The sequence below is a fragment of the Bacillus sp. MZGC1 genome (genome assembly GCF_002998605.1).
In the GTDB taxonomy this organism is placed as follows: domain Bacteria; phylum Bacillota; class Bacilli; order Bacillales; family Bacillaceae; genus Bacillus.
Map to the genome: position 1 here is coordinate 121,367 of NZ_PVRE01000003.1, position 21,391 is coordinate 142,757.

The 21,391-nt window shown below is 41.0% G+C and carries 26 protein-coding genes; 7 read left to right on the forward strand and 19 right to left on the reverse strand.

Annotated features, from left to right (window positions below; genetic code table 11):
• Positions 1 to 113: 113 nt before the first annotated feature.
• The 12 genes from C6Y06_RS09990 to C6Y06_RS10045 all read right to left on the reverse strand — a co-directional run bounded on the left by C6Y06_RS09990 (position 114) and on the right by C6Y06_RS10045 (position 9,868).
• Positions 114 to 1,268, reverse strand: a complete 1,155-nt coding sequence (locus C6Y06_RS09990) for a D-alanyl-D-alanine carboxypeptidase family protein (RefSeq protein ID WP_374955737.1) — start codon at positions 1,266 to 1,268, stop codon at positions 114 to 116.
• Positions 1,269 to 1,425: 157 nt separating this feature from the next.
• Complete coding sequence (locus C6Y06_RS09995) at positions 1,426 to 2,238, reverse strand: purine-nucleoside phosphorylase (protein ID WP_034661149.1); 813 nt, start codon at positions 2,236 to 2,238, stop codon at positions 1,426 to 1,428.
• 11 nt (positions 2,239 to 2,249) lie between these two features.
• On the reverse strand, positions 2,250 to 3,434 hold the full coding sequence (gene deoB / locus C6Y06_RS10000) for a phosphopentomutase (protein ID WP_106036837.1): 1,185 nt from the start codon (positions 3,432 to 3,434) through the stop codon (positions 2,250 to 2,252).
• A gap of 151 nt (positions 3,435 to 3,585) precedes the next feature.
• On the reverse strand, positions 3,586 to 4,476 hold the full coding sequence (gene xerD / locus C6Y06_RS10005; protein WP_060596771.1) for a site-specific tyrosine recombinase XerD: 891 nt from the start codon (positions 4,474 to 4,476) through the stop codon (positions 3,586 to 3,588).
• Positions 4,477 to 4,482: 6 nt separating this feature from the next.
• Positions 4,483 to 4,710 carry a YqzK family protein gene (locus C6Y06_RS10010; RefSeq protein ID WP_003215798.1) on the reverse strand — a complete coding sequence of 76 codons (228 nt, stop codon included), beginning with the start codon at positions 4,708 to 4,710 and terminating at the stop codon, positions 4,483 to 4,485.
• A 118-nt stretch (positions 4,711 to 4,828) separates the two neighbouring features.
• Positions 4,829 to 5,281 carry a ferric iron uptake transcriptional regulator gene (gene fur, locus C6Y06_RS10015; RefSeq protein ID WP_003215577.1) on the reverse strand — a complete coding sequence of 151 codons (453 nt, stop codon included), beginning with the start codon at positions 5,279 to 5,281 and terminating at the stop codon, positions 4,829 to 4,831.
• A gap of 118 nt (positions 5,282 to 5,399) precedes the next feature.
• Positions 5,400 to 6,047 carry a stage II sporulation protein M gene (gene spoIIM, locus C6Y06_RS10020; RefSeq protein ID WP_060596772.1) on the reverse strand — a complete coding sequence of 216 codons (648 nt, stop codon included), beginning with the start codon at positions 6,045 to 6,047 and terminating at the stop codon, positions 5,400 to 5,402.
• A 116-nt stretch (positions 6,048 to 6,163) separates the two neighbouring features.
• A complete protein-coding gene (locus C6Y06_RS10025; protein ID WP_081311399.1) occupies positions 6,164 to 7,294 on the reverse strand; it encodes a S8 family peptidase in 1,131 nt (376 codons plus the stop codon).
• A gap of 109 nt (positions 7,295 to 7,403) precedes the next feature.
• Entirely contained in the window at positions 7,404 to 7,625 is a 222-nt protein-coding gene (locus C6Y06_RS10030) for a hypothetical protein (protein WP_106031040.1), read from the reverse strand.
• Between the two features lie 68 nt (positions 7,626 to 7,693).
• Positions 7,694 to 8,146 carry a GNAT family N-acetyltransferase gene (locus C6Y06_RS10035; RefSeq protein WP_034661163.1) on the reverse strand — a complete coding sequence of 151 codons (453 nt, stop codon included), beginning with the start codon at positions 8,144 to 8,146 and terminating at the stop codon, positions 7,694 to 7,696.
• A complete protein-coding gene (locus tag C6Y06_RS10040) occupies positions 8,133 to 9,314 on the reverse strand; it encodes a TIGR00375 family protein (protein WP_060596774.1) in 1,182 nt (393 codons plus the stop codon). Before C6Y06_RS10040 ends, C6Y06_RS10035 begins: the two co-directional genes overlap by 14 nt.
• The gene (locus tag C6Y06_RS10045; protein WP_060596775.1) at positions 9,311 to 9,868 is read right to left on the reverse strand and encodes an NUDIX hydrolase; all 558 of its coding nucleotides are present in this window, start codon (positions 9,866 to 9,868) and stop codon (positions 9,311 to 9,313) included. The genes C6Y06_RS10040 and C6Y06_RS10045 overlap by 4 nt, the downstream gene beginning before the upstream one ends.
• Before the next feature lie 167 nt (positions 9,869 to 10,035).
• Between C6Y06_RS10045 and C6Y06_RS10050 the strand changes: the two genes are divergently transcribed.
• Positions 10,036 to 10,959, forward strand: coding sequence for an aldo/keto reductase (locus C6Y06_RS10050; RefSeq protein WP_060596776.1), 924 nt, complete (start codon positions 10,036 to 10,038; stop codon positions 10,957 to 10,959).
• An 86-nt stretch (positions 10,960 to 11,045) separates the two neighbouring features.
• Here C6Y06_RS10050 and C6Y06_RS10055 read toward each other — a convergent pair whose 3' ends face one another.
• Together C6Y06_RS10055 and C6Y06_RS10060 are read right to left on the reverse strand one after the other, a co-directional pair.
• Positions 11,046 to 11,330, reverse strand: coding sequence for an LCI fold-containing protein (locus C6Y06_RS10055; RefSeq protein WP_066030702.1), 285 nt, complete (start codon positions 11,328 to 11,330; stop codon positions 11,046 to 11,048).
• Between the two features lie 322 nt (positions 11,331 to 11,652).
• Positions 11,653 to 11,877: a YqkE family protein gene (locus tag C6Y06_RS10060; protein ID WP_034661172.1), complete on the reverse strand. Its 225-nt coding sequence runs from the start codon at positions 11,875 to 11,877 to the stop codon at positions 11,653 to 11,655.
• Between the two features lie 124 nt (positions 11,878 to 12,001).
• On the opposite strand from C6Y06_RS10060, the gene C6Y06_RS10065 reads away from it, so the two are divergent.
• On the forward strand, positions 12,002 to 12,928 hold the full coding sequence (locus tag C6Y06_RS10065) for an alpha/beta hydrolase (RefSeq protein ID WP_106036838.1): 927 nt from the start codon (positions 12,002 to 12,004) through the stop codon (positions 12,926 to 12,928).
• 26 nt (positions 12,929 to 12,954) lie between these two features.
• Here C6Y06_RS10065 and C6Y06_RS10070 read toward each other — a convergent pair whose 3' ends face one another.
• From C6Y06_RS10070 to C6Y06_RS10080, 3 genes are all read right to left on the reverse strand, one after another.
• Entirely contained in the window at positions 12,955 to 14,217 is a 1,263-nt protein-coding gene (locus C6Y06_RS10070; RefSeq protein ID WP_034661176.1) for a response regulator aspartate phosphatase, read from the reverse strand.
• A gap of 305 nt (positions 14,218 to 14,522) precedes the next feature.
• Positions 14,523 to 14,762 (reverse strand): YqkC family protein, encoded by a 240-nt coding sequence (locus C6Y06_RS10075; RefSeq protein WP_003215790.1) that lies wholly within the window; start codon positions 14,760 to 14,762, stop codon positions 14,523 to 14,525.
• Between the two features lie 12 nt (positions 14,763 to 14,774).
• Positions 14,775 to 15,101, reverse strand: a complete 327-nt coding sequence (locus tag C6Y06_RS10080; RefSeq protein ID WP_060596780.1) for an iron-sulfur cluster biosynthesis family protein — start codon at positions 15,099 to 15,101, stop codon at positions 14,775 to 14,777.
• A 257-nt stretch (positions 15,102 to 15,358) separates the two neighbouring features.
• Here C6Y06_RS10080 and exlX point away from each other — a divergent pair, with 257 nt between their 5' ends.
• On the forward strand, positions 15,359 to 16,021 hold the full coding sequence (gene exlX, locus C6Y06_RS10085) for an expansin ExlX (protein ID WP_223251448.1): 663 nt from the start codon (positions 15,359 to 15,361) through the stop codon (positions 16,019 to 16,021).
• Positions 16,022 to 16,038: 17 nt separating this feature from the next.
• Here the strand turns inward: exlX and C6Y06_RS10090 are convergent, their stop codons facing one another.
• Positions 16,039 to 17,013 (reverse strand): bifunctional GNAT family N-acetyltransferase/GrpB family protein, encoded by a 975-nt coding sequence (locus tag C6Y06_RS10090; protein WP_106036839.1) that lies wholly within the window; start codon positions 17,011 to 17,013, stop codon positions 16,039 to 16,041.
• Positions 17,010 to 17,489 carry a GNAT family N-acetyltransferase gene (locus C6Y06_RS10095; RefSeq protein ID WP_034661184.1) on the reverse strand — a complete coding sequence of 160 codons (480 nt, stop codon included), beginning with the start codon at positions 17,487 to 17,489 and terminating at the stop codon, positions 17,010 to 17,012. The genes C6Y06_RS10090 and C6Y06_RS10095 overlap by 4 nt, the downstream gene beginning before the upstream one ends.
• 278 nt (positions 17,490 to 17,767) lie before the next feature.
• Between C6Y06_RS10095 and C6Y06_RS10100 the strand changes: the two genes are divergently transcribed.
• The 4 genes from C6Y06_RS10100 to C6Y06_RS10115 all read left to right on the forward strand — a co-directional run bounded on the left by C6Y06_RS10100 (position 17,768) and on the right by C6Y06_RS10115 (position 21,384).
• On the forward strand, positions 17,768 to 18,217 hold the full coding sequence (locus tag C6Y06_RS10100) for a YfmQ family protein (RefSeq protein WP_034661187.1): 450 nt from the start codon (positions 17,768 to 17,770) through the stop codon (positions 18,215 to 18,217).
• Between the two features lie 150 nt (positions 18,218 to 18,367).
• Positions 18,368 to 19,600, forward strand: coding sequence for a DNA polymerase IV (locus tag C6Y06_RS10105; RefSeq protein WP_060596784.1), 1,233 nt, complete (start codon positions 18,368 to 18,370; stop codon positions 19,598 to 19,600).
• Positions 19,601 to 19,615: 15 nt separating this feature from the next.
• Entirely contained in the window at positions 19,616 to 19,960 is a 345-nt protein-coding gene (locus C6Y06_RS10110) for a YolD-like family protein (RefSeq protein ID WP_034661189.1), read from the forward strand.
• A gap of 188 nt (positions 19,961 to 20,148) precedes the next feature.
• On the forward strand, positions 20,149 to 21,384 hold the full coding sequence (locus C6Y06_RS10115; RefSeq protein WP_060596786.1) for an MDR family MFS transporter: 1,236 nt from the start codon (positions 20,149 to 20,151) through the stop codon (positions 21,382 to 21,384).
• Positions 21,385 to 21,391 lie beyond the last annotated feature (7 nt).

Below are 21,391 nucleotides of genomic sequence, written 5' to 3' on the forward strand. Positions count from 1 at the left end.
TTATCAAGTAAATCCTTCACCATGACAAAACTAGTGACCATTCGTCACATTTAGATGTTCTTTTCTTCTTACTCATAGCAAAAAGACTGCCAATTACAGCAGCCTTTCACATTTTATTTCCATTTCACAAATTCCGCCATCGCTCTTTTCAAGAAAGTCCAAACGCCTGCTTTTTCCATTCCTTCTTTAGCTTCTACAGGGCTTTCATGCAGCACTTTTCCGTCTTTTTTCAAGACAATTGTACCTAGTTCCGTTCCTTTTGAGAATGGGGCCGTGACATCCTGAGACAATTTGATTTCTTTTTTAATCTGATCCACATTTTCGCCTTTTTTCGTTAAAAGGGAGATTGGCTCAGAGGTGACAAGCTGAATTTTTTTCTTTTTCCCTTTGCTTACCTTGATCTCCGCTACATCTTGTCCTCGTTTGTAAAGCGGGTGAGTGGTGTATTGACTAAATGCATAGTCTAACATTTTGACCACTTGAGCGTTTCTGTCTTTCGGTGTACTTGCGCCGAAGACAACTGCAATGACGCGCATGTTGCCTTTTTTAGCGGATGCAGTTAAACAGTATTTGGCTTCGCCTGTAAAACCTGTTTTCAACCCATCGACTCCTGGATAAAATTTAATCAATCGGTTCGTATTCACAAGCCAGAATTTTTTATCCGTGTTTTGACGGAGATAGTCTTCGTAGACCCCTGTGAATTTAGTGATTTGTTCATATTTCAACAGCTCTTTTGCCATTTTTGCCATATCATGAGCTGTACTGTAATGGTCTTTTTCAGGAAGTCCTGTTGGGTTTTGAAAGACCGTAGAGGTGAGGCCGAGTTCTTTTGCCTTTTTGTTCATTTGCTCCACAAACTGTTCTTCAGACCCTGCAATATGCTCTGCCATGGCAACTGAAGCATCATTTCCTGACGCAATCGCAATGCCTTTCATCATTTCTTTCACGGTCATTTCTTCTCCAGGCTCAAGGAAGATTTGTGACCCTCCCATTGATGCTGCATAGTCACTTGTTCTAACCTTGTCAGTCATTTTCAGTTTTCCTTGATCAATGGCTTCCATGATGAGAAGCATCGTCATGATTTTGGTCATACTTGCGGGTGCAAGCTTTTCATCGCTGTTTTTGTTGTAAAGCACTTTTCCCGTGTCACGTTCTATTAAGATCGCTGATTTGGCTTCGTGCACCAATTCTGATGTTTGTTTTTCTCCTGGTTTTTCAATCTTTTCTTTTGCTATCGCTGATGGTGAAACCATTGAGATAAGGATCATTAAAATAAACAATGCACATATATGACGTTTCAAGTGGCAGACCTCCATTATCGTAATCCTTTCTATTTTTTCCTCATACAGGCTGTTTTATTCAGAGATCGTATGATTGCCATAAAAAAACCTTCTGTCGATAAAACAGAAGGCTTCTTGAAACATGCTATGAGAGTTGTTTGACTACATCTTTTACTAAATCAAGGAAACTCGCTTTCACTTTTTCCGTTACTTCAATGACTTCATCATGAGACAGCGGCTGATCTAAAATACCTGATGCCGCATTAGAAATGCATGAAATACCAAGCACTTTGATTCCTGCATGACGCGCAACAATCACCTCTGGAACAGTTGACATGCCTACAGCATCTGCTCCAAGTGTTCTGAGGAAACGAACTTCAGCCGGTGTTTCATATGAAGGACCTGTCATCCCTGCATAAACACCATGCTGTACAGATATACCTAAGCGCTGAGCTGTTTCTTCTGCAAGTGCCAGCAAATCTTTATCGTATGGGGCAGACATATCAGGGAAACGAACACCTTGACTGTCATTTGGTCCAATTAATGGATTGGTCCCCATCATATTGATATGATCTGTAATCAGCATGAGATCGCCTGGATGGAAGGATGTATTCACACCGCCGGCTGCATTTGTCACAATGCATGTCTCAATGCCAATTTCTTTCATCACACGGACTGGAAACGTCACTTGCTTCATATCATATCCTTCATAGAAGTGAAAACGTCCTTGCATAGCACATACGACAGTGCCTTTCAGCGTCCCGATGACGAGCTGTCCTGCATGACCCTCTACTGTTGAAACAGGGAATCCAGGAATATCTTCATATTTCAATTTGATTGGATTTTCAATCTCATCTGCTAAAATGCCAAGCCCTGAACCTAAGATCAATCCAACTGTTGGTACGTTTGTCGATGCTTGTTTAATGTATGCCGCCGCTTCTGAAAACTGTGCTCCCACGAGATTTCCCCCTATTTGAGTTTAGATAAAAAGCTTGTGCCGTATTTTGGCATGGCTGACTTGAAATTGTCTGCAACTGTTGCTCCAAGATCAGCAAAGGTTTTTGCTGTTGGCAGTTCATTTGCTCCCTGATGCTTTTTGCTGTAAGCAATGAGCGGAACGTATTCTCTTGTATGATCTGTTCCGTGATGAACAGGGTCATTTCCATGATCTGCTGTGATCACAAGGAGATCATCCTCTTTCAACAGGTCAAACACTTCAGGAAGTCGTGCGTCAAATTCCTCTAATGCTTTTCCGTAGCCCTCTGGATCTCTTCTATGTCCGTAAAGAGCGTCAAAATCAACAAGGTTTAAAAAGCTGAGTCCTGTAAAGTCTGTTTTAAGTGTATCGACCAGCTTGTCCACTCCATCCATGTTCGATTTTGTTCTAAGAGAAGATGTGATTCCTTCGCCATCATAAATATCAGAGATTTTTCCGATTGCAATCACATCGAGCCCATCATCTTTCAGCTCATTCATCACTGTACGGTCAAATGGTTTTAAAGCATAGTCATGGCGGTTTGGTGTTCTGACAAATGCGCCAGGCTCCCCGACAAACGGACGAGCGATAATACGTCCAACCATATACTTTTCATCTAATGTGAGTTCACGTGCAATTTCACAAATACGGTAAAGTTCATCTAAAGGCACCACTTCTTCGTGCGCAGCAATTTGCAGCACAGAATCCGCAGATGTATAGACGATTAAATCGCCTGTTTTCATGTGCTCTTCGCCAAGCTCGTCTAAAATTTCAGTACCAGACGCAGGTTTATTTCCAATAATGCCTCTGCCTGTTTTTTCTTTTAGTTCATTTAATAGTTCATCTGGGAATCCGTCTGGGAAGACTTTGAACGGTGTGTCTATGTAAAGACCCATGATTTCCCAGTGTCCTGTCATTGTGTCTTTACCATTTGATGCTTCTTGCATTTTTCCATAATACGCAAGCGGTTTTTCATCCGCTGGAATTCCTTTGATTTCTTTAATATGGCTCAGCCCAAGCTTCGCCATATTCGGCATATGAAGCCCGTTCATTTTTTCAGCAATATGTCCTAGTGTATCTGCACCTACATCATTAAATTCAGAAGCATCGGGTGCTTCCCCAATTCCTACTGAATCCATTACGACGAGGAAAATGCGTTTATACTGATAATCAGGCATTAAAAAGCGCCTCCTTCAATATTCTTGTCTTTTGACCTTTCAAAAAGAGAGGTCTGACATCTCAAGTATAAACCGTTTACAAGCCGGTTGACAACCATAAACGGTGCAAACATGAAAAAGCATGACACACGTTCACTGTGTCATGCTTTACTTATGCCCTTGGATGGAATTTGTGATACACATCTTTCAGTCTTGTTTTCGTCACATGTGTATAAATTTGTGTTGTTGAGATATCGGCATGTCCGAGCATCTCCTGCACGGCTCTTAGGTCTGCACCGTTTTCAAGCAGATGTGTTGCAAATGAATGCCTGAGTGTATGGGGTGTGAGTTCCTTTTGAATCCCTGCTTCGATGGTTCTTTTTTTCAAATTCTTCCAGAAACCTTGCCGCGACATTTTTTTTCCGTGATGATTGAGAAATAAGGCATCTGCCGGCTGTTTTTTTAACAGCTTGCTTCTTCCCTTTTCGATATATTCTTCAATCGCACTTGCAGCAGCTTCACCAATTGGCACAATCCGCTCTTTTCTTCCTTTTCCAAAACAACGGATAAAGCCCATTGTGAGGTGAACATCAGCAAGAGTCAGATCCAGCATTTCACTGACGCGAATGCCTGTTGCATATAAGAGCTCGAGCATCGCTTTGTCACGGTAGTCAAACGGAGTGTGCTGATTTGGTGTATCAAGCAGCTTTTCGACTTCCCCTAGTGATAGAACTTTCGGTAGTTTCCGCTCTGTTTTTTGCGTTTCAATGTTCCACGACGGATCATCTGTTGTCACTTTTTCCCGGAGCAGAAATTGATGGAAGGAACGGATCGAGGATAGATGCCGCACTGACGTTTTGCTCGATTTCCCTTCCTCCTTTAGCTGCTTTAAATAATGAATGATATGCAGGCGCGTGACATCTTTGATATCCGTCAGCTGCTCATGTGTCATTAAAAAAGAAAGGTAGTTCTGTAAATCTCGTTTATAAGAAACAATGGTATTTTCAGAGAGTCCTCTCTCTACTGTCATAAAATGAATAAAGTCGGATAATTGATCGTTCAATGATTTCTACTCCCCGTTTTGATAAAAATAAATCAATCGGTCTTGCCAGTTGTCTTGATTCGGCTGATCCATTTCCATCACTTTAATTGCTGCACCCTCTGGTTTATCATAACGATGGTAGCTTTCATATTCTGAATTTATCCATATCATAGCATAATAGAACAAGACGGTAAAACCAGTGAACAAGATGAATACTTTCATCACTTCACCTGTTGTTTTGAGCCATTTCCGCATGATTTTCATGTCCTTTCTCAAGCTTCTCATTACTTCAGCATATGCCAGGTGGGACAAGGAATATACAGCGAAAATGCAAAAAACCTCTTCATCTTAAATGAAAAGGTTCCAATTCGGATTATTTGCCGGATTCATCATCATGACACCGGTGGCAAATACCATGGAATGTCAATCTATGATCCTTAATTTTAAATTTCCAGTCACGTTCAATAATCTCTTCAACGTCTTCTAATAAATCATCTTCTATCTCATCGACTGTCCCGCATTCCATGCAGACAAGATGATGATGGAAGTGAGCGGCTCCTTCTTTGCGAAGATCATATCGCGAAACGCCGTCTCCAAAGTTAATTTTATCAACAACTTTCAGTTCAGTTAGCAATTCTAACGTTCGATAAACAGTAGCAAGACCAATTTCAGGAGACTTCTCTTTTACGAGGAGGTATACATCTTCTGCACTTAAATGGTCTTCTTCATTCTCAAGCAGTACTCTTACTGTTGCTTCACGCTGTGGCGTGAGCTTATAGCTGGAAGAATGAAGCTGTTTCTTAATTCGATCAATCCGATTTTCCATTGACTTTCCCTCCTACGCCACATTACTTGATCATTATATCAAATGATGTGCTGAGAGCCAACTATAATCATTTTAAATTGATAAATAAATTGATTATTATTTAATAACGATTATAAAATTATGAAAAAAGAACACCTGCCAGCTTTTTCATGAGCATGAAAGATACGTAAGATTCAAAAAAGGACGAAAGTGCAGCAAGCGTTAAAATCATCAGCAAAACAGATGCATACCGGGCGAACCACTGAACAGGTGCTTGACTGATGGTTTTTTTCATGAACAGCTGCCCAATGAGACGGATGGAAAACGCAATCGCACATGTACCAATCACTAAATAGGCTGGAATAAGCAATATGTTTTGCGGAAGAACCGATACGAACGAAAGGAAAAAACCACTCAGCCCCATTTGATTTACTAGAAAACCAACTGTAAACCCAACGACAATTCCTTTTAAAAAGATCATGAGAAAGATGAGCGGCAGGCCAATGATAGATATTCCTAGTATCCACATAAGACCTAAATATTTCATATGATGCAAAAAGCTTTGCAAAAACATTTCTTTTGATTCTGCTGCTTTCTCATTCGTCAGCTGACCAAAAAATTGATTTAAATAATAGAATAAATCCTCTTTCTGACTAATTGTCATACTATTAACGATGATGGCCCCAAAGATCACGCCCATTAAAAAGAGTACAGAGACAAACAAATAAATCGATAGATGGTCTTTTACGTGCTGAAGAAGATGTTCCTTCCAAGACTTTTTCCGCATGCGTCTTCCTCCCAAATAGTAAAGGTTACTAGATTCTATGAGAGAGATTACGAAACATGACAGTTTTATTGAAAGAAAAAAGAGAAAGCAGCCTAAACACTGCTCTCTCTTATCATTTATCGGGCGGCTTTTTGTACGTTCACAAGCCCGGCACCATAATAAAAAGGATCTCCAAGCTTTGCAGCCGTTTTTGAAAGTCTCTCGCGCACTTCATCGTTTGTCAAATTCGGATGTTTTGATAGAATGACAGCCGCAGCGCCCGCTACATGCGGTGATGCCATGGATGTTCCACTCTTATAGCCATATTCATTATGAGGAATGGTGCTGAGCGTTGAAACGCCCGGTGCTGAGACTTCCACTTCTTCGCCGACAGATGAATCAAAGGCTCTTTGTTTTCTTTCGTCAACAGAGGCAACCGCCATCACTGAGGCGTACTTAGCTGGATAGTCAACCGTGTTGAGAGAGCCATAACTTCCTGCATTCCCAGCAGAAGCCACAATGAGAATCCCTTTGTCGTATGCTCGATCTACCGCTTCTTTCAGCGCTTCAGATTCACTTGCTCCTCCCATACTAATATTGATGACATCCATGTCATTCTCAATGGCCCATTCAATTCCTTTAATGATCCAGCTATAGTAGCCGTCACCATTTTCATCTGCCACCTTGACCGCATAGATAGAAGCCTTTGGCGCAACACCAACGACACCTACCTTATTATCTAACGCTGCAATTGTGCCTGCCACATGCGTTCCGTGTTCATGCGGGTCAACAAGCGGATCTGACTTTGTTGGAACAAAGCTGACTCCGCCGGTGACATGTAAATCTTCATGTTTGCCATCGATGCCGCTGTCAAGAACGGCTACTTTGACATTCTGTCCGGCGTATCCCCGTTTATGTACCTTTTGTGCTTTGATGCTTTTGATGCCATATGGGATCGTTTGACCGCTTGTTTTTGCCTTTTGGTCCTCCTCAATGAAGGTCACTTCTTTTGCCTGATTCAGTTTCTCTTTCGATGCCTCATTCAAGGAAACTTTCATCATATCTATTTGCTCTATGGATTCTTTTACATGCCCACCAGCTTCTTCGACAAGCTGTTTTTGTGTATGATCTTGAACGGAAGAAGAAAAGCCGATCATGTACTCTTTTTTTGCTTGCTCCTTTGCAGAAATATGTGAGGCGCCGAACGTGACCGATGCCAGCATCATACTTGCCATACAAAGCCTTGCTCCAATTGACTTGACGTTCACAATACTCACTCTCCCTTTCATCTTTTTGTCATTTAACTACATTTTCAGACAAAAAGAAACGACCGTTTGTCCTATTTTTTAAAATTTTTCCATTTATTTGAACTAGTTGTCACAAAAAAGCAAAATAAAAATGCTTATGATCCTCTTGAAAGTGATCATAAGCATTCCTTCTTTTATGTTTTTTCATCATGTGCTGCAAGGCTTCTTGTTTTGTTTTTGTCTTTCTTTCATGTGTGCTAAAATGCGGCATGTTTCCTCTCGACAGTTCCGGGTTTCGGCTGTGCTGCCTTTCAATATGTTCTCGTTTTTTCTTTGCATTGCTTTTTCCCATTTGGCAAAACCCCTTTCGTTGACGTTATGATACACGATGTGACATAAAAAAGATAGACGTATACACGCCTATCTTTCTGTTTTCACCATATCAAGATGAGGAATCCCATCTTCATCATAACAATCTGAAACGGCCTTAAAACCAAATGATTCGTAAAACGACTTCAGGTAGGCCTGCGCCTGAATTTTGACACTTGTTTCACCTAATTCACTCAGCTTTTCCAAAGCCTTGCTGAGCAGCATTTTTCCATAGCCTTTTTTTCGGCCTGCCTGCGTCACAAGAACGCGGCCAATGGACGCCTCTTCGTACATGATTCCGCTTTGAAAAATTCGGCAATAAGCCACAATCGTGCCGTCCTCTTTTGCAGACAGATGAAGCGCTTCTTGGTCCCGGTGATCAATTTCAGGGTAAGGGCATGTTTGTTCAACAACAAACACATTGACTCTTTCCATTAAAATTAGGTAAAGATCCTCTTTTGTTAATTGGTCAAACGTTTGACATGTCCAGTTAACTTGATTCATGATTGATATCCACCTTACCGTACACTCCGCCCCCGCCAGCGATCAGTTCGACTTCACCTTTTCTTGCTTTGATGATGTAATTGGCTGTTTTTTCTGGCAGGATAGCTTTTAGTTCTTGTTCTGTTGCTTGATGAAGGATATTCATCTCTGTGTGAAACACGGCTTTTAGCTTCTCCAGCGTTTTGACTCCGACACCCGGAATAAATTGAAGCGGGAGCTGATGAACATAAGGAGGTCTTGTTCCTTTGTCACTTTCTTGGTCAGCAAGCTCCTTTAAACGCTCACTCACCCCTTTTGTCATCCGGGTATGTCCGCATGCGTGGCACTTTTCTTGATCTAGCGCGCGAGGTCTTACTCCGCACTTCTCGCAGGTTGTATGATAGTACTTCCCAAGCCGCGGAGCGAGTCCATAATTTCCTGTAATGGCTCTTCCCTCTTTCCCTTCAAGGGCTAGTTTGAATTCGGCAAAAGAGGCATGATCCATTCGGATTTTTGTATATTCTCGCGCAATTTTCCCTAAAGAATGAGCGTCTGAATTCGTTAAAAAGGGATAACGGTTCAGCTCACTTATTTGGGACGCCATTGACGTATCGCAGCTAAGACCTAGTTCAACAGCATCAATGAGGTCTGGGTCGAATACTTCCGTTAAAGACGTGTTGACTCCTTTGCCAAATAAGCTTTTATGCGGCGTGAAAATATGAGCAGGAATAAACAAGCCTCCTAGCTCCTTGACCTTGCGCTGAAGTGTTTTCCCATCAACATAGAGGCGCTGTGAACTCAAATGCACATTTTTCATATGAAGCGCGAGCCATGCGGAGAACTCAGACATTTTGTGAAGTGTGGGCATAAATGCAAGCACGTGAATTGGACCTTTTGAATGGTTATCGTTAATTTCTAATTCACTGCCTAAAAGCAGCACGGTCTGTCCAAATGATAGACCGCCATCATTTAGTTCAGTGTACTTGCCTTCCTCTACACCCTCTATTAATTCTTCTAGGACTTCTGGAGATTGTGCATCAATCACACCAATCATCCCCATCCCTTTACTTTGCGTTGCTTCAATGAGAATTTGGTCAATTGTCAGTGACCTTGCACCTGTAATTTTAACAGCTCTGCCTGTTCTGGTTCTGCCAATATGAATATGGATGTCTGCAAAAAACTCCCTCATTTTGTTGACTTAAGTACCTCTTGCAATTGTAAGTACTGAATGGCATAGGCTGTTTTTGCATCATAAATGTGCTGCTTTTCAATGAGGTGCAAGGCTTCTTCTAATGAAACTTCCATCACTTCAACAAATTCATCTTCATCCAGCTCTCTTTTTTCTTCAAGCGGAACCAGCTGATCTGCAAGATAAATGTGGACGATTTCATCTGCGAAACCAGGTGATGTATAAAAGGCCGTCAGCTTTTGGAGCTGCTGAGTGGTGTACCCTGTTTCTTCTTCTAATTCTCGCAGTGCTGTATGTGCCGGCTCTTCTCCTGGCTCTAATTTTCCAGCCGGAATTTCAACGATGGCTCTCTCTAGTGCTTTACGGTATTGCTTGACCAAGATGATTTTATTTTCGTCTGTACGAGCAATGACGGCTACTGCACCAGGATGTTTGATGATTTCGCGTTTGCCTTGTTTTCCGTTTGGCAATTCTACATCTTCAAGAACCAAATCAATGATTTTTCCATTATATAATTCTTTAGTCGATAATGTTTTTTCTTCAAAGTCCTTCAATTTTGTCAGCTCCTCGTTCTACTTTCACTTTTTACTTCATTCATTTTAACATAGATGATTTAGGAGAAGCGAAATGCGAACGCTTGCTTCAATGCGCCACTTGAAATCACCTAGCTTGAATTCCAGATTTTTTTCACTTAATGTGAAGGGATAGGAGTGTGATGGAATTGAAAAAAAGACGAATTGGTACCTCGGATCTTTTGGTGAGTGAGGCAGCACTAGGATGTATGTCCCTTGGAACGGAAAAAGGAAAAGCGCTCTCTTTATTAGATGAGGCTATAGACCTTGGAATTAATTATTTGGATACAGCCGATTTATATGATTTTGGGACAAATGAAGAAATTGTCGGGGAGGCTATTAAAAACAGGCGGCAAGATTTGATTTTGGCCACAAAAGGCGGCAACCGCTTTGAAAAAGGCAAATCTGGCTGGGACTGGGACCCTTCAAAGGCGTACATAAAAAAGGCCGTGAAACAAAGCCTCAAGCGGCTGCAAACAGATTATATTGATTTATACCAACTGCACGGAGGCACGATAGATGATCCTATCGATGAAACGATTGAGGCTTTTGAAGAATTAGTGGAAGAAGGCGTTATTCGCTATTATGGCATCTCTTCTATCCGTCCAAACGTCATTAAAGAATACGCCAAAAAATCGAACATCGTCAGTGTGATGATGCAATATAGTTTACTCGACCGCCGTCCAGAGGAATGGTTCTCTCTTCTTGAAGAACAAGGCATTAGTGTCGTCGCAAGAGGACCTTTAGCAAAAGGGCTTTTAACTGAAAAACCACTTTCGCAAGCAAGTGCAGCGATTCAAAAAAACGGCTATCTTCAATATTCATTTGACGATCTCCAGCAGGTCATTCCTTCTTTAAAGAAAGTCGCTTATGACCTATCACTCACAGAGCTGTCCATTCAATATTTGCTTAAGCATTCTGCGGTCAGTTCCGTTGTATTTGGCGCAAGCTCGGTGGAACAGTTAAAAGAAAATGTTGCAGCGGCAAATGCACGTTCTTTAAGTGACCAAGAAGTAAAAGCATTGACTTACTATACAAAACCATCTGTGTATGAGGCGCACCGGTTTAAATAAGATAAAAAGAGATCGCTTTATGTGATCTCTTTTTTATCGTGTTTTTCTCTATTAAAAATGAGAAGGGGCTAAAAGCCCCTGTACTCTTATCTATTTGCACTTTCATAATACGCATAATTTCCGGCTTTGCCTTTAAGGTGAAATGTAGTACCAAAACGTTGAAAATTATTTGCAAATACGCCATTATCTGAATGCATACATAATCGATTACCTCCACCTTTAAAAGGAGTTACAGAACAATCAACAATTGTAGTCACCGACGTACGAAAATCCGCTTCCGTTGAATCATTTGTAGCAAGAGCTTGTCCAGAAACAGGTAAAAGCAATCCTAAAGATAAAGCAACTCCAGTCATTGTTCTTCTCAATTTCATGTGAATCATCTCCATTTCCAAATTTTTCAATGCATCTTCATTATAAGAAGAATGCTCCTTTATTTAAAGGGTCTTAATTACTATATTTGTAATAAAAAGGGATTTTAATAAATCAATACTCCCGTTTCTTCTATTTTGATCACGTATAAAATAGGTGATGGGATTTAGTTTTAAATCATATTGTCACGAAGCTGAAATGAAGTGAAATTCGAAGGAGTCAGAAGAGTCTGCTCTCAAAGCACCTATGTTTTGAACAAGTTCATTTCTGTTGCTCAATCTCAATGATGACATGAAAAAAAGGAAGCATCAGAGCTCCCTTTTTTTAGCTTTTATATTTTCTCCAGTCCAAATGACTTTCATCTAGCAGCTCGGAGAAGCTTTTATTTTTTTCTTTTTCTTTCTGCTGCCGAAGGAGGTCTTGTCGTTTTTGTTCTTCTCTTTTTTCTGTCTGGGCGGCAAGGTTCTGCTTCATTTGAAGAAGCTGCTGTTTAAGATCCTCGTTTATGCCGTCCTTTAATTTCGCTTGTTCTTGATTGGTCTTTTTCATCGTGCCTCTCTCCTTTTGTCCTAAGTGTATCATTCGTTTTATTTGCTGAGCAAGAGTCACGCCAATCTCCCAACATGTGGTATGATCGTCATAGGAAAAACTTCGGAAAGGAAGAATCAGCTGGATGAAGAAATGGATCGCTATACTTGCCTTGATATTATGTCCGCTCGCTGCAATCGGCATTTTTTTCACCAATAAAATGATGTATATTCGAAAATTAACGGATGAAGAGCTCATCAAAAGAGAATCAGATGAAGGACACTATCATCACGAAGAGTTTCAACAGCTTAAAAAAGAGAAAGTGTGTATTCCTTCAGCATTTGGTTATGATCTTCATGGCTATTTTGTGCCGCATCCACATACAACACGCACCATTGTACTTTGTCATGGCGTCACAGTCAGTTTGATTAATTCCGTTAAGTATATGAAATTATTCCAAAAGCTCGGATGGAATGTGATGCTTTATGATCATAGAAGACATGGAATGAGCGGCGGGAAAACCACGAGTTATGGATACTATGAAAAAGAAGATTTAGCGCAGGTCGTGAAGTGGCTCAGACAAAGACTCGGGGAAAATGCCATTATCGGCATACATGGAGAATCAATGGGTGCAGTCACGACTTTGTTATATGCTGCAAAGCCGGAAGCAAGCGCCAATTTTTACATAGCTGACTGTCCTTTTGCTTCTTTTGAGGATCAGCTTCTCTATCGATTAAAAACAGATTTTCGTCTTTCAGGGCAATGGATTCTTCCACTAAGTGATCGAGTGTTAAAATGGCGGGATGGATACAGCATTCGGCAAGTTTCACCGCTGGATGTGATCGATCAGGTGAAAGAACCTGTGCTTTTTATCCATAGTCTTCATGATGACTATATTCCATGCGAGCAGAGTCAGCAGCTATATGCTCGAAAAAAAGGTGATAAACAGCTATTTATAGCGCCGCACGGGGCACATGCGATGTCTTTTAGCGAAAATAAGGCAGCTTATGAACAAGAAGTTCAAGGATTTCTTCAACAATTTGAATCGAATGAAGATAAAAGAGGAGAATGAACAGCGGTTCGTCTCCTCTTTTTGAGCTAACTTATGCGATAGTCACCACTGTTGTATGATGTCTGCCCGCCAGCTCCATATGACTCTCTTCCGATTGCTGCTGACTCATGACCGATAATCCTGCAGTTGCTGCCAATAAAAGAACTATCAAACTCGTTTTCATATAAATGACCCCCATTTTGAATTTTTGATATGGCTTGAATCTTCCTTTCGTAAAACCGTGTAGATGCTTCATACAGTCCAAGCTCATTGTAATAATGAGCCGCATCAAGTGCCAATTCCTCAATATCTGGGTATAAGCGCTTGTCCTCGAGCAGGTCTAATGTATCGTCTATGATCGTTATTTCTGCATCAACGTATAATGCTTTTAAGAACTGAAATTTGCAGATGTAAATTTCATCTTCTAATTCACAGGCTTTCATAATACCTTGTTGATAGAGGGTTAACGACTCTTCTATTTGTTTTTGTTTAAACAGGATTTGGGTCAGCATAAATAGTGGGTCTAGAGAGCGATTAAGATGGGTTAAATTCTCCTTTTCAAACACTTCAAGAGAGTCTTTCAGATAACGGCTTGCTTCCGCAAGATCGTTCATTTGGTAATAACAGTTACCTAAGTTGAAAAGGGCCGAACCTATGACTCGAGGGTTTCCAATTGAGCGTGCTCGATTTAGAGCATTTTTAAAGTAGGGTAATGCATGTTCATAGCATTTCAAATCATCATAGTTTGCACCGATGACAAATTCACAGTGGATGATTCTCAGCGTGTACGTTCTGTAGGCAGAGTACGTATCTAACGCTTGCAAGGCATAGTGCATCGAAAAGTGGGTTTGTTTCATGTGGTAGTATATTTCAGCTAATTTAAAGTAAAATTCTGCTCTTTCTATATCATCTGATATAAGATTGAGCTTTTTTTCTGCTGAACGGTAATAAGCAATGGCACTTAAATAGTTTTGCTGTTCAAACTCAAACATTCCTGTGAAAAAATGAACATAGTATTCAAGCATGTCCGTTAATTTCGTTTGCGAATGTTCGATCGTTTCTAGCAGGTTCTTAATTTCTTCATCGTTTGAGGCTTTCTTTGCCGGTTCAAAATATTCAAGCATCACCTTATGGCGAAAATCCATCAGCTGGTAAAACAGCAACAAGTTTTGATCCTGTTCCATCTCCAGAATTTCCTGCTCGATCTCGGCCTTCAGCTTCTCTGCTTTCATGACATGAAATCCGCAAATCTGCCTATACCATTCGTTTATTTTGATTCCAACCTGAGGCGATGACAGCTTGAGCTTCAATTCACTTTAGCACCTCCCTTCTCATATACGATACATGTTGTATTCTATCACATTCCCTCGAATGGAAGAAATATGAAATGTCATTTTTCGCAAAGTTTTCGGTATCCCGCAATAAACGCTTTCATTGCCTATTTTTCGGCATTTATAACCACGATTTTTTCATTTCTATTTTTCTCATTTTGTCGAATTGGTTGTTATAAAACGGTTTTTTTGCGTTTTAAAAGATCATTTTTCAGATTAGACATCCCTGCTGTTTGATGAGATGATGAAGGCACGAAAAAAACCCTTTTGTCAAAAAAGGGCTTTTATAATACATCTGTTACCTGTTCCATATTCTCTTTGATCCAATTGACAGCTAATTCGAGCGTTGGAAATTCTTCCGTTTCAAATGTGACTTCATCTTGAAGAAGCCAAACGTCCTTTTTCACCGAATCCATTCCACCTATTGACCAGTGCAAAAGGGTATAGGGATGATTGTTATTTAAAAACGACACCCATGTTTTATTTTGTGCCGTGTTTTGTATCACTCTAAGCTTCTGATCCACTACGTTTCCACCTTACTTTACAAGTATGCCCATTCTTGGACTGAGTATTTGCTGAGGACTTTTCAGCATCAATGTATTGGCTTTTTCATTAAAATCGATGGTCATTTCCTCATCAAAAAATACCTTCTGTGCAATGTGTATATATAGTTTTAAATGTTGGCTATTATTCAGTTGTTCCCATTCACCTGTTCTTTCACTTGTTAACCAAAGCATTGGTACGCCACTCACTGCACAGCCACAACCTTCTGAATCGTAGCGAAGCAGTAATTCCTTAGTTTCGTTTCCTATTTGCTGTTTTTCTATATATGTTTTAGCCAGTTTTGTGATGTGAATATACATGGCGAACATCCTTTTTAAATTGATGCTTACATTGTAACACATAAAACACCATAAAACATGACACACGACTAAATCCGAAAGTCATATTCTTTGAAATACACGCTCTTCTCACTAGGATTATATCTATCTATTGGCTCTTTTCGCTTCTTGTTTTTTAGAATTATACTTATGACGCTACCAATTTTAAAAGAATAAACAGGAGGTTTTAGATCGTGAAAAAAAGATTATCTCTCTGCTTCATCGGGGCACTGATATTTATGTTGAGTTTTGCTGTGCCAAACATGAAAGCGGCATCTGTCCTTGATGAAGTACGAGAAAGCTATGCGACTTATACGGGATCTGGTTACTCAGGGGGCGCCGCATTATTAGATCCTATTCCATCTGACATGAAAATTACGGCTTTAAATCCTCATGACTATAACTATAAAGGGGTAAATGCGGCACTTGCAGGTGCTTACCTTGAAGTAAAGGGTCCAAAAGGAAAAACCGTTGTGTATGTAACCGATAAATATCCAGAAGGAGCAAAAGGAGCTCTTGATCTTTCTCCTAATGCCTTTGCCAAAATCGGTAATATGGCAGATGGAAAAATCCCAATTAGTTGGAAAATTGTAAAAGCACCGATTAGCGGAAATGTAGCTTACAGAATAAAAGAAGGCAGCAGTGAGTGGTGGGCTGCGATTCAAGTGCGCAATCATAAATATCCGATTATGAAAATGGAATATTACAAAGATGGACAATGGGTGAACATGGAAAAGACAGACTACAACCATTTCCTTGGATTTAATATGGGGTCTAAATCTCTTCCTGTTCGAATCACAGATATTCGCGGGGCCATAGTAAAGGATAAATTACCCGCTCTTCCATCTACTGCTGCTTCACAGGCCTATATTGTAAAAGGCAATGTTCAGCTTCCTAATTAACGAGGAAAAGAGGTAGCTTATTTAAGAGCTTCCTCTCTTCCTTCTCTATCCCAGTGATATGCCTCATTTTCTATTTCTTTTATGATTTCATTCTTTCCTGCCATATAGCTTTGTATATCTTCCGGATACTGATTTGCTAATTGTTCCTTGACAGACGCATACGCTTCAGCTCGTTCTGGATGGGCCCTTAAGTAATCTCGAAACAATAAATGCCTTTTCACATCAGGGTGATTTCTCTCATAAACATGGACATGATGCGTACGATTCAAGCCACCCTTTTGAAAAAAACGTCTCCCTTTTATGCCATTTTCACCTAGCACTTGATATCCAAGATGTTCAAAGCTCTCTCTTTTTCTATCGATCTCTTTTATATGACTTACTTCTATTAAGATATCAATAATTGGTTTGGCAACAAGCCCTTCAACTGACGTACTACCAATATGATGTCCTTCTATCCAGTTCTTTTGAATGATTTGCTTGAGTTGCTGCTTTTCTTGATGGAATTCTTCATGCCACTCTTTTTTGAATTCGACAACCTCAACCTTTCGCCTTGGTCTCCATTTCATTTTTGATAAGGTGAGCTCTTTTGCAACATGAATCACATCTGTTTCAAGAAATCCTAACTTTTCGTATAGTCTTTTTGCAGGGGTGTTTTTTTGCCCTGTGGTCAGTTCTATAGGGACATTTTTCTCCATAATTGTGGACATAAGTCTTGTTCCAATACCCTGCTTTAGCGCTTTTGGATGTACAGCCAATCGACTAATGATCAAATAATCTTTCTGCTCTTCATAAGAGGCAACACCTAGTAAGATTCCCTTTTGCTCAAAACCAATAAATTGCTCTTTTGCTTTCATTACATCTTGAATGGTCTCTTTTAATGGTGGGAGATCGGCATAGCCAATTTGTTCAGCTTCTTGTTGGTATGCAGCTAGTTGAATATGTAAGATCTGCTTTGCTACATCACTTATTGTTTGATCTAAATTGACAATCATTGCATTGCCTCTAATTTTTTCACAAATAAAACACGATCTTCATTTATTCCATCATAGTCTGAAAACACGGAGATTCCTTCTACAGTTTTGTCCCCTTTTTCAATTTGAAAGCCCAATTTTGCATGATAGGCAATCGATACTTTATTTACAGGTGCTGTTACCGCTTTAATGGTTGTTCTTCCTTCCTGTTTTGCCACATCATAAAAGGCTTGATATAGGATTTTTCCTATCTTTAATTTCCGATGGTCTGGATGTACACCTACAAAATGAATATACGCTTCATCTGAATGAGATTGCGATAAAAAACCGACTAAAAAGCCAATAAGTTCACCTTTTTCAACGACGACAAAACTTGTTTGCTGAAAATGTTCAAAAAATAGCTTCGGCAATTTTGCGCGCAAATCTCTGCCTCCCCACCAGCTTTGGATGACGGATGTGACGGCGTAAAAATCTGACGGCTTCACTTGACGTATCATGATGACCTCGCCCCTTTTCATTTTTGGCTTACCGCTCTCTTTTTTTTAAAAAACTGTTGTTTCAATAGTCTACCTGTTCGATTAATTGTTTGTAAAGATCACGTGTCAGCCTTTTTTCCTTTCAGCTTTGTTGATTCTTCGTTCTTTCGCCGTCATCTCCTTTTAAATCTTCACACTTATTTCAAAAAGTTCACTTTTTGTGCGAAAGTTTCATTCTTTTGGTATGTTAAGATGGTTCATATAGGAAATGTAACAAATGTTTATTGGAGATGATGATATTGGTTTGGATTGTTACTTCACTTGTTGTGTTTAGTCTTTTAAAGCTTCTTGTCACTTCGCTGCCTTCTGGTGTTGTGGAACGCCTTTTTAGTCGTTATGCGGTGCATGCAAAAGTAACAAGTGATCAAACAACGATCATGTTTGAAGATCGTCCGCTCAATGATCAGCAAGTATCTGAAATTATTCAACATTTTAATGATGCGATCTTTATTGAACGCTATTATATTTATCCTGGTGATGAAGAGCGTTTTCTTCATCCGCAGGAAGGGCCTGCGCCGCTTACCATGCAAACAAAGCTTGGCAAACATGATGTGACCCTTTATCTGTATCATTACGATGACCACGTGGATGTGGTGCGGCAGTTTACACATAAGCCTAAGAAAAAACTGACGGCCTATCGTTTGCGTTCTGAGCCGCTCCAAACATCTCACAACTTGGCACATGCTTAAAATAATGTTGCATCAAATGAGACGAAGTGGAAGACACTTCGTCTTTTTTGTATGGATTTACACTCTTTTCTTTGAATGATTTACCAGTATCAATTTCGCCTCCTGACGGTTACAATATAAACGGAACATATGTTCTAAGAGGTGAAAATAATGAATGAACGAGCCATTCTGCTTGTGGATATGCAATCGTTTTATGCGTCAGTCGAAAAAGTGGAGGCTCCCCACTTGAAGGATGTGCCGCTCATCGTCTCTGGAGATCCTGAGCGGCGGAGCGGGGTCGTACTTGCCGCCTGCCCGCTCGCTAAAAAACGAGGCGTACAAAATGCATCAAGATTATGGGAAGCGCAGGAGAAATGCCCCGAAGCTGTCGTCGTACGCCCCCGTATGCAGCGCTATCTTGATATCTCTGTCATGATAACAGAGCTGCTCGAACAATACACAGATCTTGTCGAACCCTATTCAATTGATGAACAATTTCTTGATATTACAGGCAGTCTGACACTACTCGGTTCTCCCCGCGAGATCGCTCAAAATATACAAACAACCATTATGAACCAGACTGGCATTTACGCACGTGTTGGCATCGGTCCTAATAAAGTGCTCGCTAAAATGGCCTGTGACCATTTTGCTAAAAAAAACACATCTGGTATCTATGAACTTCGTACAGACAGTGTTGCGGCTGATTTATGGCCGCTTCCGATTGGAAAATTATTTGGCGTCGGCAAACGAATGGAGCACCATTTAAAACGAATGGGCATCAGTACCATTGGGACGCTTGCTGCTTATCCGTTAGACCGGCTTAAAAAACGCTGGGGAATCAACGGAGAGCTTTTGCAGCGAACAGCTTTAGGGCATGATCCCTCTCCGGTCACCATTCACACACATGATCAGCAAAAAGCGGTTGGACATCATATGACTCTTCCCCATGATTATGCGTCTTTTGAGGATATCAAAGTCGCTCTTCTTGAATTGAGTGAAGAAGTGGCAAGACGTGCACGCTTTAAGCATTATCTTGGGCAAACAGTGTCTGTTGGCGTGAGAGGCGCTGATTTTTCTCATCCGACTGGATTTCATAGACAAATCAAGCTTCATTCACCTACACAGTACGGGACAGATATTGCAGACGCAGCCATTCAGCTATGCCAGCAGCACTGGGATGGCCAGCCCATTCGCAGTGTGGGGATTACTCTCTCACAGCTGCAGTCTGACAGCCAATATCAGCTGACTTTATTTGATCACCATGTTCAAAAAGACAAACTCAGCAAAGTATTTGATGCGATCCACATGAAGTATGGACCTGCTGCCCTGCTGCACGCTTCGTCACTGACAAGCGCAGGGCAGGCGTATCACCGCGCCGAAAAAATTGGCGGACATTACAAATAACGGAGGCGAACAGCCATGAATCCCAATAAATTAACACCTGGATACAACCTCATGTGGGAATCAAGCCGAATGATGCTTCCAGAGCACCGGGAGCAGCTGCTTGCTCAAAAACGGAAGAAAAAAGAGTACACCCCTCCCCCGCTGAGCACCGATCAACTGGAGGAAATGAATTTTTTGATCACACAGTCGATTACCGAGGATCAAGCGATTTACGTGACATATGCCGCAGCAGGTATGAAAGAGCAGTTTTGGGGCTGGGTAAAAGCCATTCATTATGAAACGCAGCGCATAAAAATCGTCAATGATGAGGATGTTCTCAACCTGTCCTTGCAGCAAATCGTCGCGATCGACCTTGATTAAATTTTCGCCAAATGACCGCGCGAATCAGTGACATAGAAGCACTGGCAGCAAAAAGCAAACCTCCAAATGGCGAGCCAATCTTGCTTCTTTGCCATATGGCAGATGTCTCCTCCATCAAATTGTGTATTTAATTTGCACAATTTTTCATGTATGATTGGAACATCTTACAAACTCAGGGGAGAAACAGCATGAAAAATAACTTACGTACGTTACATCCGCTTAGTTGGACGATCATCATCGGCACCATATTTGGCCGAATGGCGACGTCCATGAGCATTCCTTTTTTGGCCGTTTATTTGACACAAGTCAAAGGCGCCTCAGCGTCTTCTGCTGGATTAATCATTGCCGTTAGCTCTCTGATTGGGATCGTTGCGAGTTTTTACGGCGGATATATTTCTGATCGTATCGGCAGAAAAAAGGTCATGCTTCTATCGATCTTCGGTTGGTCACTTGTCTTTGTTGGCTTTGCATTTGCAGATGCCATTTGGGTCTTCTTTATCATGAACGCTTTAAACGGACTGTGCCGGGCACTTTTTGAACCAACATCTAAGGCGCTCTTATCTGATGTCACCCCATCAAGTATTCGGTTGTTTGTGTTTAATTTACGCTATACAGCCATTAACATAGGGGTCATCTTCGGTCCTCTTCTTGGCTTATATCTCGGGTCATCGAAAACAACGTTCCCATTTCTCGTTGCTGCCTTCATTTACTTGTTATACGGATTAACGCTGGTCTGGCAATTTCAGAAACATCCAGTTGCTGCTCCAGAAAGCACGAAACAAATTGGTGTCAAAAAAGCCCTTTCCATTATCCAAAAAGATACGGTCTTTAGCATTATCCTCATCGGCGTGACCTTATGTTCGTTCGGTTATTCGCATTTGAGCTCAACGCTGCCTCAATATTTATCCGCTTCGCCTATGATTGAGGATGGTCCGAAACTGTTTGGATACCTTTTATCTTTAAATGCAGTTGTTGTCATTGTCGTACAATATCCGCTCATCATGATCGCCAAGCGCTACTCCACCATTTTGTCGCTGACCACTGGGAATATTCTTCTTGCCGGCAGTTTGTTTGCTATTGCTTTTTCACAGAGTCTCGGCATGCTTGCTTTCATCATTGTCGTGTTTACAATTGGAGAGGTTCTGCTGTTTGCGATGATGGATCTTTTTGTAGACAATGTGGCAAAGCCAGAAGTAAAGGGATCGTACTTTGGTGCGATGGGATTTTCTCAGCTCGGCAGCGTCATCGGACCATTTATCGGCGGACTGTGCATTGACTATTTTGGCGCAGCCCATCCCTTCTCCATTTTTTCAGTCTTGTCGATGGTCACCATCGCAGGTGTCCCGTTCTTACTCATTGGATACTACCGCCTGAAAAAGCGATCCGCAGCTGCGGTCGCTGTTAAAGTCAGTGGAGATCATTAAAAAAACC